A 16,665-nucleotide genomic window follows, 5' to 3' on the forward strand; every position below is an offset into this window, starting at 1 on the left:
GTGGTTCATATTAAAAATTCCCATAACCCATCTCAAGATGATATCACATCTTGAAGCAGACAGACAATAGACTGTGCAGCAATCCCTTCGCCGCGTCCTGCAAACCCAAGCTGCTCCGTGGTGGTCGCTTTAACGTTTACTTTGGACAGCTCCGCTCCGAGTGCCCTGGCGATAATTTCCGTCATTTCCGGAATGTAAGGCGCCATTTTGGGTCTTTGGGCGATGATGGTTGAATCAATATTCCCCAGCCGGTATCCCCGCTCCCGGGCCAATTTCCATACATACTCCAGCAGTTTCAAACTGTCTGCATCTTTAAATGCAGGATCCGTATCGGGAAAATGCCTGCCGATATCACCCAGCCCAAGTGCGCCAAGAATGGCATCACTCACTGCATGCAGCAGCACATCTGCATCGGAATGGCCGAGCAGCCCCTTTTCATAAGGAATCGTAACACCCCCAATAATACACGGACGCCCTTCTACAAGCTGATGTACGTCAAAGCCTTGTCCCACTGCAATCATTATAGTCCCTCTCCCCTGGTTCTTCCTGTAAATTCAGCAAAATCCAAATCCTCTGGCGTGGTTATTTTAATGTTACTGTAGCTTCCCTCTACCACAGACACTGTAATGCCGGCGCGTTCCGCCAAGCTGGAATCATCCGTGCCGACATAGCCGTCCCGCTCCGCCCGTTCATATGCCCCTTTTAATTCAGAAAGACGAAAAGTCTGCGGGGTCTGAATCGCCCACAGACTTCGCCGGTCCGGCGTGGACACCACAGTGCCCGCACCGTCTACCTGCTTAATAGTATCCTTCACCGGCACAGCCAGTACGGAAGCGCCGATCTGCCGGGCCCGCTGATAACAGGCTGCGATATCTTCAGGGCGTACAAACGGTCGAACCCCGTCATGAACCATCACCCATGTAGTCCTTAGCTTCTGCAGCCCTTTATACACAGAATGCTGCCTTTCCGAGCCTCCGGGTACCACAGCCGTTACTTTGTCCAGCTTATAGACAGCGATCCATTCCCGGCAGCGGTCCACATCCTCTTCACCGGTAACCAGCACAATTTCGGAGATAAGCTCATGCTGCTGAAACACTTCAAGCGTATGAACCACAATCGGCTTGTCCTGCAGCAGTAAATATTGCTTACTCTCCGCGGTTCCCATTCGTGTTCCTCTGCCTGCCGCCACAATGACGACGCCAACACTGTTTGACATGATTCAAGGCTCCTGTCTTTCACATATGACCTTATCATAACGTGTTTAGCAGGCATTTCCAACCCTTAACCCGAACGCCTTATTGGGCTTTTTCCAAAAGCTTCGGCTTGGCAAAAATCATCCGTCCCGCAGAGGTCTGCAAAACACTTGTTACCAGTACCTCCATTGTCGTTCCAATGTACTCACGCCCGCCTTCTACTACAATCATGGTTCCATCATCAAGATAAGCGACACCTTGTCCATGTTCCTTGCCGTCTTTAATCACCTGAACAATTATTTCTTCTCCAGGCAGCACAACCGGTTTTACTGCATTTGCCAGATCATTAATATTAAGCACAGACACGCCTTGAAGCTCACATACTTTGTTGAGATTAAAGTCATTGGTCACTACTTTACCGCGCAGCACTTTGGCCAGTTTCACCAGCTTGCTGTCCACCTCGGAGATTTCCTCGAAATCACCTTCATAGATCAATACTTTTACATCCAGCTCTTTCTGAATCTTGTTGAGGATATCCAAACCGCGCCGTCCACGGTTGCGCTTGAGAAGGTCCGAAGAATCGGCAATATGCTGCAGTTCCTCCAGTACAAACTCCGGAATGACAATCGTGCCTTCAATAAAGCCCGTCTTGCAGATATCGGCAATCCGCCCGTCTATAATGACACTCGTATCCAATATTTTGTGCTCTTCCAAGCCGCGTCCTTCCGGTTCTGCCGAGGATCCCCAGCGTCCGGTCGTCCACAATTGCGCCAGTTCCTCTTTTTTCTCCAATCCTACACGCAGCCCCATATAACCAAAAGCTACAGTAATCGCCACCTGAAGCAGCTGTCCGGCTTTCCCCATCCAAATCATACTAGGATAGAGAAGGAGCGACAATAACAGTCCTCCAGTAAGCCCCGCAGCTCCCGCAGCCAATTCGTTCATCGGTATACGCGAAGCAAGCAATACCGCCTCCCGGAGCTTTGTTCCTCCCCATTCCGCGCACAAAGTCCCCGCAAACAGAAAAATAATGGCACCCAGCACCGCAAACACAATGCTTCCTTCCACTGGCAGACCGGCTGACAATCGTTCCATTCCTGCAGGAAATCCCTTTTCTGCAACCTGGTATAACGAATAACCGGACCAGCCCCCACAAACAAAAGCAAAAGACAAGATTATTTTTTTCCACATTACGTACGCACCTCCTTTTATCGCAAACCAAAATGATCTACTCCTCACCAGTATGTTCCAATTTTCAGTACGATAATCGCCGATTCCTTATTTTTTCTGACATAAAGGTTCCCGGCGAAGATAAAGTCTTTCTTATGTCTCTTTGCCTGTTGAAAAGGGGAGCGGTAGTGGCATATAATGAACTCAATTATGAACCCAGGGGTGAATGGATAATGAGCGCACCAAGTTTACAGGCCTTCCAGGATCAAGTTTCTGAACTGCTGCTCCGTCACCGTAGTCTTCTGGATGTACTGTCCAAGAATGGACAAAGCAGCGCTTCTGTCAACCGTGCCGTCGTCAAAGCCGTTACGGAATGCGGTTGTATCGAACTGCATGCATCCAAGCAGGTCTTCGAGCCTGGTGTAACGATGGAAGAGGCAAAGGAAACCACAGGCACTCACGTGAAAGGCCATCTGTGCGAGAACTGCCGGGAAGTTATCGGTTCCGAGCTTGGCCGTGAGCTGTTCTATATGTCTGCCCTATGCAATCTACTTGATATCAACATGGACGAAGTTGTGGTAAAGGAATCGCAAAAATGTGCCACACTTGGATTATTCAACCTTTCCTAAGAACCAATTTGCCCATAATCTTCAACAAGCAAAAAGGCTTTGCCATCCTCACGGATAGCAAAGCCTTTTAATTTCATTTAATCCATACGGTGTTAACGGTACTAGCATTTAATACTCTGGACTTATCCGTTCTTGGAGTGGTAAACCTCTTCTTCCGAACGTCTTCTGCGGCGGTGACGGCGTCTAGCAGTCAGTCTGTCGACATTTTGCTTTAAACCATATAATGCATACAGAGCCAGCAGAACAAAAATCAGCTTAGCAATTTGCTCAGGAAAAACAACAGCAACGGCTACAGCAACTACAATGACCAAAGGTGCTCCTACGACTGCCTTCTTAGGCAGACCTATTTTCTTGAAATTCGGATATTTAACAGTGCTAACCATCAGATAAGATAAGAGCAGCGTAGCGATGATCATAAATGGGGCCGAGACATCGTTATGAAAAAGCGCCAATGTCGCCAAAACGCCACCAGCAGCCGGAATTGGCAGACCGATAAAATAGCCCGGGATCCCTGGACGAACATTAAAACGGGCCAGACGAAGTGCTCCGAACACCGGGAAAATAGCTGTTACTGACCAGGCAAGTGCTGAATTCAAATCCTGCAGGCTAGTAACATACATGATAAGAGCAGGTGCGACTCCAAAAGAAACGACATCTGAAAGAGAGTCCAATTCCTTGCCAAATTCACTTTCTACGCCAAGCGCGCGGGCGACACGTCCATCCAGCCCGTCAAGCAGCATTGCAACAATAACCATAATAGCGGCCATGCTGACCTTACCTTCAAACGCCATCATTATTCCAAACATTCCAAGCATCAGGTTACCTAAGGTAAACAGACTCGGAAGTGATTTTGTTATCATTTCGTCACCTCTATACTTTCATTGGGCCTTTAACGTCTCCAACATTACGTGATTGTATGATATTTACATTTGTCTGTCAATAAGAACTTGCTTTTGCAGCCGTTTAAGTCCGTCCTGAATATTACGGGCCCGCACTTCTCCGATTCCATCGACTTCGTCCAATTCCGAAATACTCGCACGCATCAAATTAGGAAGCATTTCGAAACGCTCCACCAGGTTGTGAATGATAACATTCGGCAGCCGTGGAATTTTATTAAGAAGACGATACCCTCGCGGTGTTACCGCTTCCTCAGAAGTAACAGCAGTAGGGGAATAGCCCAGAAGACGCGCAATATGATTGTCATCCATCAGTTCATCATCGCTTGCCCGTTTCAATCCAGAGATGATTTCGCGGATCCCGTCCTCTTCTTCTTCTCTTGCATAGTCTCTGTATAGAAGCCATGCTTCTTCCTCTGTATTTCCAACCAGTTCTTCCATTTGCATGCTGATTAGCCGGCCTTCGTTCCCCAGCTCATTGATGTAGCGCTTGATTTCCATCTTGATCCTCAGCACCATCTCCACCCGCTGGATTACACCAACTACCTCCGGTACAGTTACAGCTCCCTCATATTCAGAAGCCGACAGGTTAGTCAGCCCCTGTGTCAACACGGCCTTGTATTTTTCGAGCGTCTGGATGGCCTGATTCGCTTTGGCAAGAATGGCCCCAATTTCCTTCAGCGCGTAGCGGATGGACCCTTGGTAAAGGGTGATGATGTTCCTCCGCTGCGAAATCGAAACCACAAGCTTCCCGGTCTGCTTCGCAACACGCTCCGCTGTGCGGTGGCGGATACCCGTCTCGATCGAGGAGATCGAGGAGTCCGGTATCAGCTGTGTATTGGCGTACAGTATCCGCTTCAAATCCTCGCTAAGGATAATAGCACCGTCCATCTTGGCCAGCTCATATAAATAATTGGGAGAAAAATCGCAGTTAATGGAAAATCCGCCATCGACAACTTCCATCACCTCAGGACTATACCCGACAACAATCAACGCTCCTGTCTTTGCTCGAAGCACATTCTCCAACCCTTCACGAAAGGGTGTTCCAGGCGCTGCCAGCCTTAGCAGGTCATTCATATTATCTAATTGGTTAAATTCTTTCATTGTTTGTATGCCCCCTAATCTAACGCGATCGATAGTGCATCTGCTACAGTGCTGACACCGATAATCTGTATATCCTGAGGGTGCTTCCAGCCTTTCAAGCTTTTCTCCGGCATAATTACCCGGCGGAAGCCAAGCTTTGCAGCCTCCTTCACACGCATTTCCGCACGCGAGACCCCCCGAACCTCTCCGGTAAGCCCGACTTCTCCGAAAAAAACGTCGAATGGCTTTGTCGGAATATCTCTAAAGCTTGAAGCAATGCTAATCGCTACAGCCAGATCAATCGCAGGCTCATCAAGCTTCACTCCACCAGCTACATTAACGTATGCATCCTGGTTTTGGAGGAACATTCCCATCCTTTTCTCCAGTACAGCAATAATGAGAGCCATACGCTGATGATCCATGCCCGTACACATCCGCCGCGGGGAGGGAAAATGCGTGGAAGCTACCAATGCCTGCAGCTCAACGAGAACGGGCCGGGTACCTTCCATACTGGCAACAACCGTGGACCCGGCAACACCGAGAGGGCGTTCCGACAAAAAGAGCTCCGAGGGATTCTCCACTTCTGTCAGTCCAATCTCGCCCATTTCAAATATTCCGATCTCATTGGTGGAGCCAAAACGGTTCTTCACCGCCCGGAGCAGCCGATACGTATGATGCCGCTCTCCCTCAAAATAGAGTACACAGTCAACCATATGTTCAAGCAGCCGTGGTCCGGCAATCGCTCCCTCTTTAGTGACATGCCCGACGAGCACCGTGGCAATACCGCGAATTTTGGCGATACGCATAAATCTGGTCGTACATTCCCTCACCTGCGTCACGCTGCCCGGGGCACTCGTTACTTCCGGCATATAAACCGTCTGGATGGAATCAATAACGAGAAACTGCGGCTGAATCTGCTCAATCGCTTCCTCGATACTTTCCATATTGGTCTCACACAGAACATACAGCTCTGCTGAAAGTGAACCCAAACGATCCGCACGAAGCTTGGTTTGCCGTACCGATTCTTCCCCGGAGATATACAGGACACGCAAACCTTGCGTTGTCAGCGCATGCGAGGTCTGCAGCAGCAGTGTGGATTTTCCAATGCCGGGGTCTCCCCCCACCAGTACCAATGAGCCTGGAACAATGCCTCCTCCGAGCACACGATTCAGTTCACCGATACCCGTCAGAATGCGTGGCTCCTTGTCGCTTTCTATATTTATGATCGATTGCGCTTTTTCTTTACTATGAAATATTGGCGCACTCATACCCTGGGTTTTGACTACGGCGCTTTCTATTTCCTCCACCATGGAATTCCAGGCCTGGCAACCCGGACACTTTCCAAACCATTTCGGTGACTCGTAACCACATTCAGTGCATTGAAATTTAGTTTTTGCTTTGGCCATGGATTCTCCTTCGGTTGGAGGCGGAGTGGGTCTCCTTCCTCCAGCTCACTTCATTATTTCTCAAATTCGGCTGCTATATGTTGTTCAAGCTTTAAATTGCAGATAACTTTCTCTTCCTTAAAAGTTTACCATTTCTGCCCTTACAGCGAAAGGCTATTTGCAATTGGATTTATATCCAATGCAAAAGCCCCCGAACCTAATCGGTCGGGGGGCTTGCTAAACTGATTTATTTTATTCCTTTTCCGATTGTACTTCAGCTTCATGGGATACAGCCTCAACCTTGACCACTGTAAGTTCACCATTTACCTCATCAATGATCAGCGAGTCACCTTTTTGAATATTTCCTCTAAGCAGCTCCTCAGAGAGTCTGTCCTCAATATGCTTTTGGATTGCCCGGCGCAGCGGTCTTGCACCAAAGGCTGGATCATAACCCTCTTTAGCCAGGAAGGCCTTCGCTTGATCAGTGAGTATAAAGTCAACATCATACTCACGCAGCCGCTTGCGCAGCTCCTCAGACATCAGCGTGACGATTTCGGCAATATGCTTTTCTTCCAGTGAATGGAATACAATGATTTCGTCAATACGATTGAGGAACTCGGGACGGAAGCTCTTTTTCAGCTCTTCCATCACTTTGCCCTTCATGTTGTTGTAATCTGCACCAGCGTCTTGCACAGCTGTGAAGCCAAGCGTGGAGTTTTTCCTGATGGCCTGCGCTCCAACGTTTGAGGTCAGAATAATCAATGTATTACGGAAATCGACTACCCGTCCTTTAGAATCCGTCAGGCGTCCATCCTCCAGCACCTGCAGCAGAATGTTAAACACTTCCGGATGCGCCTTCTCGATTTCATCCAGCAGAACTACAGAGTATGGCTTACGGCGAACCTTCTCCGTTAATTGTCCACCTTCCTCATATCCTACATATCCCGGAGGCGCTCCAACCAGTCTGGATGTGGAATGCTTCTCCATATACTCCGACATATCAATACGGATAACGGCATTCTCGTCACCGAACATCCCCTCAGCGAGTGCGCGGGCCAATTCCGTCTTACCGACACCTGTCGGTCCGAGGAAAATAAATGAGCCCATTGGACGTTTTGGATCCTTCAGACCCGCACGTGCCCGGCGCAGTGCCCGGCTGACGGCTTTGACAGCTTCATCCTGGCCAATTACCCGCTGATGCAGCAGGGATTCCATATTAAGGAGGCGTTCCGTCTCCTCTTCCTTCAGCTGGCTGACCGGGATTCCGGTCCAGATGGCCACGACCTGTGCGATATCCTCCGGTGTAACTTCGGAATCCGTACGGCCTTGCTTTTCTTTCCACTGGTTTTTGGTGGAATCCAGTTCTTCACGGATTTTTTGCTCCGTATCCCGCAAGGCAGCCGCTTTCTCGAACTCCTGGCTTTGTACAGCAGAGTCCTTCTCCTTGCGGATATCATCCAGACGCATTTCCAGTTCCTTCAGATTCGGCGGTATGGTGTAAGAGTTAAGTCTTACCTTAGAGCCTGCTTCATCGATCAAGTCAATCGCTTTGTCCGGCAGGAAACGGTCCGGGATATAACGATCGGACAGCTTCACAGCTTGTTCAATAGCTTCGTCCGTAATCTTCACACGGTGATGAGCTTCATAACGGTCACGCAATCCGTAGAGAATTTGTACGGCTTCCTCTGGTGAAGGCTGCTCCACACGAATCGGCTGGAAACGACGTTCCAATGCGGCATCCTTCTCGATATATTTGCGGTATTCATCCAATGTAGTAGCGCCTATGCATTGCAATTCTCCACGGGCCAAAGCCGGTTTAAGGATATTGGAGGCGTCAATCGCACCTTCTGCGCCGCCTGCCCCGATTAAGGTGTGCAGCTCGTCGATGAAGAGTACAATGTTACCTGCCTGGCGGATTTCATCCATAATTTTTTTCAGACGGTCCTCAAATTCACCGCGGTATTTCGTACCGGCAACTACAGAGCCCATATCCAGTGTCATTACCCGTTTGTCACGCAGGGTCTCCGGAATTTCGTTATTAATAATTTTTTGGGCCAATCCTTCGGCAATAGCTGTTTTACCAACCCCCGGTTCACCAATCAGCACCGGGTTATTCTTGGTCCGGCGGCTAAGCACCTGAATGACACGCTCGATTTCCTTACTGCGGCCGATGACAGGATCCAGATTACCATCCTTGGCATAAGCCGTCAGGTCACGTGCCAGACCATCCAGTGTTGGGGTGCTGACGTTAACCGGCGAGCCGCTATGGCTGGATACCGAATCGCTGCTTCCCAGAAGCTGTAAAACCTGTTGACGAGCTTTATTCAAGCTGATACCAAGGTTGTTCAGCACACGGGCAGCTACGCCTTCTCCTTCACGGATCAGTCCGAGCAGAATATGCTCTGTCCCGACGTAGGTATGTCCCAGCTTGCGGGCTTCATCCATCGAGAGCTCGATGACTTTTTTGGCGCGTGGAGTATAGGCAATGTTCGTAGGCTGCTCCTGGCCTCTGCCGATTAATTGTTCCACTTCATCTTGAATTTTCTCAAGACCAAGACCGAGACCGATTAAAGCTTTCGCAGCAATGCCGTCTCCTTCACGAATTAAACCGAGCAAAATATGTTCTGTGCCGATATTGTTATGTCCCAAACGTACGGCTTCTTCCTGCGCCAGCGCCAGCACTTTTTGTGCGCGTTCCGTAAATCTCCCAAACATCATATCTCCTGCACCTCCATGAATAATTAATATCTATAATTAATATTTGGTTCCCAAAGTTTCCCTGAGCAGCTTCGCCCGGTACATATCCCTCTCGGTATTGCTCATCTCGTCACCGAACATCTTCTGCAGGAATCCCGGTTGTGTCTTGACGTTCAGTTCGTTCATTATAGAAACTGAAGGACCCTTCAGAATGCCGAGGTCAACCCCCAGCCGGATATCTGACAATCGTTGGGCCGATTCCTTAAGCTCCAGTACTGCTGCATATGATAAAATACCGTACGAGCGCATGACCCGATCGGTTATCCGCAGCGCGGAATCGGCAAGCAGGCGTTCACGGGCATTTCGTTCATGTTCAATGATCTGCATAACCACACTTTGAAGGTTGTCGATAATTTCCGTTTCGGTCTGACCTAGTGTGATCTGGTTGGAAATTTGAAAAATATTCCCAACCGCTTCGCTGCCCTCACCATAAATCCCTCTTACGGTTAATCCTACCTGATTCACAGCCGACAGGATACGATTAATCTGATGGCTCATTACCAATGCGGGCAAATGCATCATGACCGAGGCTCTTAGTCCTGTTCCCACATTGGTGGGACAGCTGGTCAGATAACCTCTTTTATCATCAAAGGCGTAATCCACTGAAGCTTCAAAAATATCGTCGATAGTTGTAGCACGTTCCCATGCCTCCTGAACCTGAAAGCCGGGGAACAAACATTGTATGCGAAGATGATCTTCTTCGTTAATCATGATACTGACGGACTCATCCTCATTCATCATCACAGCTCCGCCTTTTGAATCACTGACCAGACTGGGACTGATGAGATGCTTCTCAACCAATACCTTTTTGTCCAGATCCTCTAATTCATCAAGCCTAACCAGCTGGAAAGAACCGTATTCCGTCGCCTCTTCTCCTTTAAATACGGGAGTAAGCTGCTCCAGTACCTCTTCCGATTGCTCAATTGAAGCCAGCAGCGGAAAAGGAATGTGCTGCAAATTACGGGCGATCCGAACACGGCTGCTGATGACAATCTCGGAATGGCTGCCGCCACTGCGCATAAAGTCGCTTAGTGCTTGTTCGGTAAACCGGAGATTTGGCATGTCGTGTCCTCCCTATATATCAAAGACTTTACTCTTGTGCAATTTCTTTTTCAAGTCGGCGAATCTGGTCCCGCAGCTCTGCGGCCCTTTCGAACTCTTCCTGCAGAATACTTATGCCTAATTCCTGCTTCATTTCCTCAATTTGCCGTCTGTACGCTATTTGTGCCCCGGCTCGTTTTGGAATTTTCCCGACATGTAATGTACTGCCGTGAACCCTCTTAAAGAGGGGATCCAGACCACTGTTAAAATATTTATAACAGGAACTGCAGCCGAACCGTCCCAGTTTGCTGAATTGTGAGTAGGTCATGCCGCATTCCTCGCAGGTCTGCGTTTGCGCTATTTTGGCGGCAGCAGATTTTTCTTTACCCGGTCCTTCCAGATCGAGCAAGCCTGACAAAAGGCTATGAATGGAAAACCCTCCGGATGTTCCTGGAATGAGTTCACCTTTTTCCCGGGCACAGCTCTCACAAATATGAAATTCTGTCTTCTCCCCATTCACAATTTTGGTGAAGTGGAGTGTTGCCTGTTTGACACCGCATTCCTGACAGAGCATAACGGCGGAGTCCCTCCCTCAGATTGACAATTATTTGCCTAATAATGAAATTATCATCGCCTTCATAAGCTTGGCACGAATCTCATCCCGATACGGAAGCTTGATGGTCAGGCATTCCCGCGAAACGGCGGCGCGTATGAGACACGCTTCTCGCTCGCTCAGAAAACAGGCTTCTTCCAACTGATAAATCAGTCCCTCGGCAGCGCTTTGGTCAATTTCATTCCCAATAGTGTGATTAAGGTGAGCATACAGCGCTACATTCTGAGGCAACTCAAAGCGTTGAATGCGAATATAACCGCCACCGCCGCGTTTACTCTGCACCAGATAGCCTTTTTCCAATGTGAAGCGTGTACTGATAACATAATTAATCTGTGACGGTACGCAGGAGAACTGGTCCGCCAGATCATTACGCTGAATTTCCACCGTAGCTTCAGGACTTTCATGCAAAATATTCTTCAGATATTGTTCGATAATATCGGAGATATTACGCATCACTCATCCTCCAGTGTTTGAAGCTTATAGTCCAGCTGGCTAATACCGCCTGTCCCGCGACAACCTATAAAGGAAGCTTAACCAAAGAGCAAAAATCCGAATCCAGGCTGCATTAGCACAGCTTATGTACGGAGCTCTTCGATATTTGGACAATCGACCTTCTTAGTGTGACCACATCCCTGTACTTCACATACTTAGTGGTTATGAATTAGGGGATTCCGTTTCCTTTATAGTCCAGCGGCAAGCTTCGTTGACTTTGACTTTCTTTGACTTATTCATATTATAACATATTCTCAGACAATTCCAAGTGTACTCCTCTTATTTTCTAAAAGAAGTCTAATAAAGCCGTTTGTGCACGCGGAACCGCCTTTTCCAACCATGCGACGGCAGAAGGGTTCCCGGTCAGGCTACCAAAACGGTGTAACTCCTCCGGACGTTTATAGCCAAGCAGAAGTACGGTTAACGCTCCAATGTCACAAGTCAGATCCACTTGCTGTGGATCTCCCTCATTATGCACGAAAGACGCCTGACCCTCTCCATCAAGAGTCCACTCCCACAAACCTTCATTCCACGGGGCATAGTTATCCTTGACGTAAATAGTGACTTTATTCTGAACCCCCCTCGTAAAAGAAAGGCCTTCTATAAAGGCTTTGGCATTAACAATCCGTGCCATAAAATAAGGAAAGTTTTCTTGGGGGATACGCGGATCAGGCAGCAAATAGGGAAGAATATCATCGGCCGGAACCAGCTTCAGGGAGGCCTGAGTAATCATGGAATCATGATTGCAGAGGAAGCTCCACAATCCCCGGAAGGCTTGCTGGGTTAAATAGACGAACTCGTCGATGATCAGCTCTTTTTTTTCTATTTTATAAAGAACATAACCTTCGGGCGCCCCGAGCGGCGAATAAAAGACCGCATTATGTCCATCCTCATCCACAACCAATTGTTCCCACCAGTCCCGGCTCCGATCCAGTGTTCCGTTATATTTGGAAGCAAAAGCACTATATAAAGAGTTCATGAGTTCAATATCCTTCACATTGCGTTTAACGATTCCTTCCACGTCAGTTTTCTGCGGTAATTTAGCGACGGGTATAGTGTATTTCTTATATTCACAGTAGATCTCCCAGCCGAACTTGCGATAAAAAGGAATTAAAAATGGATGCAAGAAAGACAGGACTTGTCCGGATTCATTCATCTTTTCCAGCGCATGGGTCAGGAGCTTGGCCACCAGTCCTTGTCTGCGGTTTTCAGGCCATGTAGCTACACCCGCAATGCCACCCATCGGAAGGGAGCGACCTTGTATGTATACCTGCAGCGGAAGCAAAGTCAATTGGGCACTGAGTTTCCCCTCATCAAAAATACCCCATACCCGCTCAGGTTTGAACCGTTTTTGGGCCTTTTCTCGATCATTACCGGAAAGCGTGTATTGAAATGCATATTCGGACAAGCTTAAACTGGTTTCAAATTCATTGGAATGCAATTGCCTGATCTCCATAAACGTCACCCCATGAGTGTTCATTTTATTCTTATTGTAGGGATGCTTGTTTAGATTCGCAAGCTGCGCATTTAGGGTTAATAATGAAAAACTTATCAACAGCCTTGTTACGGCAGCCTCAAACCAGCCGCATTAGTGGCCTTTGACTCTAATCAACACATGCATTTTCGATGCAAGTATCCACATATACCGAACCTATTCACAGGAACCGGTGGATTACTTATTGAGTTATAGTATACGTCCCCTAAAAACCTTGCTGTATCCACAGGTTATGACGATTGATGGTGCTTTATTGACTGTACACATGTTAGTAAGTTTTCTGTACGTTTCTGCAAATTATCCACAGCATTTCCACAGGTTGAAACGCAAAAAAACCACTGTTGAATGATTATCAACAGTGGCTTTCATGTGCTTGGCAACGTCCTACTCTCCCAGGACCCTTCGGTCCAAGTACCATCGGCGCTGGAGGTCTTAACGGTCGTGTTCGGGATGGGTACGCGTGGAACCCCTCCGCTATCGCCACCAAACAGGTTTTTTCCGGTCGTATCACTCCCCGAATTTCTCCAGGAAAATAACCAACACTAGAAAAGACATGCAGCTTATAGCTACTTCAGGAATTTGACTCCCTGAAAACTGAATCCGAAACAAATCTACGCTTTTAGATATTGGATAAGCCCTCGACCGATTAGTATTGGTCAGCTCCATGCATTGCTGCACTTCCACCTCCAACCTATCTACCTCGTCGTCTTCAAGGGGTCTTACTGACTTGGGAAATCTCATCTTGAGGGGGGCTTCACGCTTAGATGCTTTCAGCGCTTATCCCGTCCGTACGTAGCTACTCAGCCATGCTCCTGGCGGAACAACTGATGCACCAGCGGTACGTCCATCCCGGTCCTCTCGTACTAAGGACAGCTCCTCTCAAATTTCCTGCGCCCACGACAGATAGGGACCGAACTGTCTCACGACGTTCTGAACCCAGCTCGCGTACCGCTTTAATGGGCGAACAGCCCAACCCTTGGGACCTACTTCAGCCCCAGGATGCGATGAGCCGACATCGAGGTGCCAAACCTCCCCGTCGATGTGGACTCTTGGGGGAGATAAGCCTGTTATCCCCAGGGTAGCTTTTATCCGTTGAGCGATGGCCCTTCCATGCGGTACCACCGGATCACTAAGTCCGACTTTCGTCCCTGCTCGACTTGTAGGTCTCGCAGTCAAGCTCCCTTATGCCTTTGCACTCTTCGAATGATTTCCAACCATTCTGAGGGAACCTTGGAACGCCTCCGTTACTCTTTAGGAGGCGACCGCCCCAGTCAAACTGCCCGCCTGACACGGTCCCCGCACCCGCTTAGGGTGCCAGGTTAGAACCTAGATACGATCAGGGTGGTATCCCAACGTCGCCTCTGCAGAAGCTTGCGCTCCTGCTTCCCTGGCTCCCACCTATCCTGTACAGATCGTACCCAAATTCAATATCAAGCTGCAGTAAAGCTCCATGGGGTCTTTCCGTCTTGTCGCGGGTAACCTGCATCTTCACAGGTATTAAAATTTCACCGGATCTCTCGTTGAGACAGCGCCCAAGTCGTTACGCCATTCGTGCGGGTCAGAATTTACCTGACAAGGAATTTCGCTACCTTAGGACCGTTATAGTTACGGCCGCCGTTTACTGGGGCTTCGGTTCACAGCTTCGGATTGCTCCTAACCGCTCCCCTTAACCTTCCAGCACCGGGCAGGCGTCAGCCCGTATACTTCGCCTTGCGGCTTCGCACAGACCTGTGTTTTTGCTAAACAGTCGCTTGGGCCTTTTCACTGCGGCCCCCTCGTGCTATTCACACTACCGGGGCACCCCTTCTCCCGAAGTTACGGGGTCATTTTGCCGAGTTCCTTAACGAGAGTTCTTCCGCGCGCCTTAGAATTCTCTTCTCGCCTACCTGTGTCGGTTTGCGGTACGGGCACCTTCTCCTGGCTAGAGGCTTTTCTTGGCAGTGTGAGATCATGACCTTCGCTACTGTAATTTTCGCTCCCCATCACAGCCCAGCCTTATCGATGTGCGGATTTGCCTGCACATCAGCCTCACTGCTTAGACGGACATCCATCAGTCCGCGTCACTACCCTCCTGCGTCACCCCATCGCTCATAGCGGATTACGGTGGTACAGTAATTTCAAACTGTTGTCCTTCGACTACGCCTTTCGGCCTCGCCTTAGGTCCCGACTTACCCTGAGCGGACGAGCCTTCCTCAGGAAACCTTGGGCTTTCGGCGGATCAGATTCTCACTGATCTTTTCGTTACTCATACCGGCATTCTCACTTGTATGCTGTCCAGCGCTCCTTACGGTACACCTTCAACCCACATACAACGCTCCCCTACCCCAGATACATACGTATCTAGCCATAGCTTCGGTGGTGTGTTTAGCCCCGTTACATTTTCGGCGCAGAGTCACTCGACCAGTGAGCTATTACGCACTCTTTCAATGGTGGCTGCTTCTAAGCCAACATCCTGGTTGTCTGTGCAACTCCACATCCTTTCCCACTTAACACACACTTGGGGACCTTAGCTGATGGTCTGGGCTGTTTCCCTTTTGACAATGGATCTTAGCACTCACTGTCTGACTCCCGGCAATAAGTAGATGGCATTCGGAGTTTGACTGATCTTGGTAACCCTTGCGGGCCCCGCAACCAATCAGTGCTCTACCTCCATTACTCTTGTGCCGAGGCTAGCCCTAAAGCTATTTCGGGGAGAACCAGCTATCTCCGAGTTCGATTGGAATTTCTCCGCTACCCCCACCTCATCCCCGCATTTTTCAACATGCGTGGGTTCGGGCCTCCAGTGCGTGTTACCGCACCTTCACCCTGGACAGGGGTAGATCACACGGTTTCGGGTCTACGTCCACATACTATGTCGCCCTATTCAGACTCGCTTTCGCTGCGGCTCCGGCTTCTCACCTTAACCTTGCATGTTAAACGTAACTCGCCGGTTCATTCTACAAAAGGCACGCCATCACCCATAGATCGGGCTCTGACTTTTTGTAAGCACACGGTTTCAGGTTCTATTTCACTCCCCTTCCGGGGTGCTTTTCACCTTTCCCTCACGGTACTGTTTCACTATCGGTCGCCAGGTAGTATTTAGCCTTAGCAGATGGTCCTGCTGGATTCATACGGGGTTTCACGTGCCCCGCACTACTCGGGATCCGTCTCGGAGAGAACATGGTTTAGGATACAGGGCTTTTACCTCTATCGCGGGCCTTTCCAGACCTCTTCACCTACCAGATTCCTTTGTAACTCCATGTGAGACGTCCCACAACCCCCAGGCGATAAATCGCCCAAGTTTAGGCTGTTCCGCGTTCGCTCGCCGCTACTGACGGAATCACTATTGTTTTCTCTTCCTCAGGGTACTTAGATGTTTCAGTTCCCCTGGTCTGCCTCTATCTCTCCTATGTGTTCAGAGAGAAGTGACTGCGAATTACCACAGCCGGGTTTCCCCATTCGGACACCCCCGGATCAAAGCTTGCTTACAGCTCCCCGAGGCAGTTTCGTTGTTCGCCACGTCCTTCGTCGGCTCCTGGCGCCTAGGCATCCTCCGTGTGCTCTTATTAGCTTAACCATCGCTCCGATTTTAGCTGATTCACTCATCTTGTTTTGAATGCTGTTCGTGAATTACTTCACTCGCAAGGCATTCAAAGCCAAAGGTCGCTTCATCATCTAAAATCTACGCTAGCAACTAATAACTTTTACTTGGTCAATTACTTGACACAAGCTTTAGCTAAAAGATGTTCTAAAACGCAAATTCGTTTCGGTATCCAGTTTTCAAGGATCAAGTTTCTGTGTGCAGACATGCTAAATAGATGTAATTTGTTGGTGGAGCCAAGCGGGATCGAACCGCTGACCTCCTGCTTGCAAGGCAGGCGCTCTCCCAGCTGAGCTATGGCCCCGCAAATTCCATCAAAACCGAACAAATG

12 protein-coding genes, 1 tRNA gene and 2 rRNA genes are annotated in these 16,665 nt (G+C 49.0%); 1 reads left to right on the forward strand and 14 read right to left on the reverse strand.

The window, feature by feature from the left end:
• Window positions 1–32: 32 nt before the first annotated feature.
• The 3 genes from ispF to PaeBR_RS21660 form a co-directional block, all read right to left on the reverse strand.
• Window positions 33–521, reverse strand: a complete 489-nt coding sequence (gene ispF, locus PaeBR_RS21650; RefSeq protein WP_410512511.1) for a 2-C-methyl-D-erythritol 2,4-cyclodiphosphate synthase — start codon at window positions 519–521, stop codon at window positions 33–35.
• Window positions 521–1,216: a 2-C-methyl-D-erythritol 4-phosphate cytidylyltransferase gene (ispD, locus tag PaeBR_RS21655; RefSeq protein ID WP_410512512.1), complete on the reverse strand. Its 696-nt coding sequence runs from the start codon at window positions 1,214–1,216 to the stop codon at window positions 521–523. The genes ispF and ispD overlap by 1 nt, the downstream gene beginning before the upstream one ends.
• 79 nt (window positions 1,217–1,295) lie before the next feature.
• On the reverse strand, window positions 1,296–2,384 hold the full coding sequence (locus PaeBR_RS21660) for a PIN/TRAM domain-containing protein (RefSeq protein ID WP_410512513.1): 1,089 nt from the start codon (window positions 2,382–2,384) through the stop codon (window positions 1,296–1,298).
• A 212-nt stretch (window positions 2,385–2,596) separates the two neighbouring features.
• Here PaeBR_RS21660 and PaeBR_RS21665 point away from each other — a divergent pair, with 212 nt between their 5' ends.
• Window positions 2,597–2,992 carry a DUF1573 domain-containing protein gene (locus tag PaeBR_RS21665; RefSeq protein ID WP_410512514.1) on the forward strand — a complete coding sequence of 132 codons (396 nt, stop codon included), beginning with the start codon at window positions 2,597–2,599 and terminating at the stop codon, window positions 2,990–2,992.
• 122 nt (window positions 2,993–3,114) lie between these two features.
• On the opposite strand, the gene pssA is transcribed toward PaeBR_RS21665, so the two are convergent.
• From pssA to PaeBR_RS21720, 11 genes are all read right to left on the reverse strand, one after another.
• Entirely contained in the window at window positions 3,115–3,852 is a 738-nt protein-coding gene (gene pssA / locus PaeBR_RS21670; RefSeq protein ID WP_410512515.1) for a CDP-diacylglycerol--serine O-phosphatidyltransferase, read from the reverse strand.
• Window positions 3,853–3,915: 63 nt separating this feature from the next.
• Window positions 3,916–4,992, reverse strand: coding sequence for a DNA integrity scanning diadenylate cyclase DisA (gene disA, locus PaeBR_RS21675; RefSeq protein ID WP_410512516.1), 1,077 nt, complete (start codon window positions 4,990–4,992; stop codon window positions 3,916–3,918).
• A 14-nt stretch (window positions 4,993–5,006) separates the two neighbouring features.
• Entirely contained in the window at window positions 5,007–6,377 is a 1,371-nt protein-coding gene (gene radA / locus PaeBR_RS21680; RefSeq protein WP_410512517.1) for a DNA repair protein RadA, read from the reverse strand.
• Window positions 6,378–6,608: 231 nt separating this feature from the next.
• Window positions 6,609–9,074, reverse strand: coding sequence for an ATP-dependent protease ATP-binding subunit ClpC (clpC, locus tag PaeBR_RS21685; RefSeq protein ID WP_410512518.1), 2,466 nt, complete (start codon window positions 9,072–9,074; stop codon window positions 6,609–6,611).
• A 36-nt stretch (window positions 9,075–9,110) separates the two neighbouring features.
• On the reverse strand, window positions 9,111–10,175 hold the full coding sequence (locus tag PaeBR_RS21690; RefSeq protein WP_410512519.1) for a protein arginine kinase: 1,065 nt from the start codon (window positions 10,173–10,175) through the stop codon (window positions 9,111–9,113).
• A gap of 28 nt (window positions 10,176–10,203) precedes the next feature.
• A complete protein-coding gene (locus PaeBR_RS21695) occupies window positions 10,204–10,728 on the reverse strand; it encodes a UvrB/UvrC motif-containing protein (RefSeq protein WP_410512520.1) in 525 nt (174 codons plus the stop codon).
• Between the two features lie 30 nt (window positions 10,729–10,758).
• Window positions 10,759–11,220 carry a CtsR family transcriptional regulator gene (locus PaeBR_RS21700; protein WP_410512521.1) on the reverse strand — a complete coding sequence of 154 codons (462 nt, stop codon included), beginning with the start codon at window positions 11,218–11,220 and terminating at the stop codon, window positions 10,759–10,761.
• 325 nt (window positions 11,221–11,545) lie between these two features.
• Window positions 11,546–12,715, reverse strand: a complete 1,170-nt coding sequence (gene eis / locus PaeBR_RS21705; protein ID WP_410512522.1) for an enhanced intracellular survival protein Eis — start codon at window positions 12,713–12,715, stop codon at window positions 11,546–11,548.
• A gap of 410 nt (window positions 12,716–13,125) precedes the next feature.
• Window positions 13,126–13,242: ribosomal RNA gene (gene rrf, locus PaeBR_RS21710) — 5S ribosomal RNA — on the reverse strand.
• 138 nt (window positions 13,243–13,380) lie between these two features.
• A 23S ribosomal RNA gene (locus PaeBR_RS21715) occupies window positions 13,381–16,310 on the reverse strand.
• A gap of 252 nt (window positions 16,311–16,562) precedes the next feature.
• Window positions 16,563–16,638: transfer RNA gene (locus PaeBR_RS21720), tRNA-Ala, on the reverse strand.
• Window positions 16,639–16,665 lie beyond the last annotated feature (27 nt).

The organism is Paenibacillus sp. BR2-3 (genome assembly GCF_046529485.1).
In the GTDB taxonomy this organism is placed as follows: Bacteria; Bacillota; Bacilli; order Paenibacillales; family Paenibacillaceae; genus Paenibacillus_AQ.

Bases quoted from the DNA above. Each gene is read 5' to 3' on its own strand.
- PaeBR_RS21695 (WP_410512520.1), bottom strand. From the start codon at position 10,728: ATGCTCTGTCAGGAATGCGGTGTCAAACAGGCAACACTCCACTTCACC.
- eis (WP_410512522.1), bottom strand. From the start codon at position 12,715: ATGGAGATCAGGCAATTGCATTCCAATGAATTTGAAACCAGTTTAAGC.
- radA (WP_410512517.1), bottom strand. From the start codon at position 6,377: ATGGCCAAAGCAAAAACTAAATTTCAATGCACTGAATGTGGTTACGAG.
- PaeBR_RS21700 (WP_410512521.1), bottom strand. From the start codon at position 11,220: ATGCGTAATATCTCCGATATTATCGAACAATATCTGAAGAATATTTTG.
- PaeBR_RS21690 (WP_410512519.1), bottom strand. From the start codon at position 10,175: ATGCCAAATCTCCGGTTTACCGAACAAGCACTAAGCGACTTTATGCGC.
- ispF (WP_410512511.1), bottom strand. From the start codon at position 521: ATGATTGCAGTGGGACAAGGCTTTGACGTACATCAGCTTGTAGAAGGG.
- pssA (WP_410512515.1), bottom strand. From the start codon at position 3,852: ATGATAACAAAATCACTTCCGAGTCTGTTTACCTTAGGTAACCTGATG.
- PaeBR_RS21660 (WP_410512513.1), bottom strand. From the start codon at position 2,384: ATGTGGAAAAAAATAATCTTGTCTTTTGCTTTTGTTTGTGGGGGCTGG.
- clpC (WP_410512518.1), bottom strand. From the start codon at position 9,074: ATGATGTTTGGGAGATTTACGGAACGCGCACAAAAAGTGCTGGCGCTG.
- disA (WP_410512516.1), bottom strand. From the start codon at position 4,992: ATGAAAGAATTTAACCAATTAGATAATATGAATGACCTGCTAAGGCTG.
- PaeBR_RS21665 (WP_410512514.1), top strand. From the start codon at position 2,597: ATGAGCGCACCAAGTTTACAGGCCTTCCAGGATCAAGTTTCTGAACTG.
- ispD (WP_410512512.1), bottom strand. From the start codon at position 1,216: ATGTCAAACAGTGTTGGCGTCGTCATTGTGGCGGCAGGCAGAGGAACA.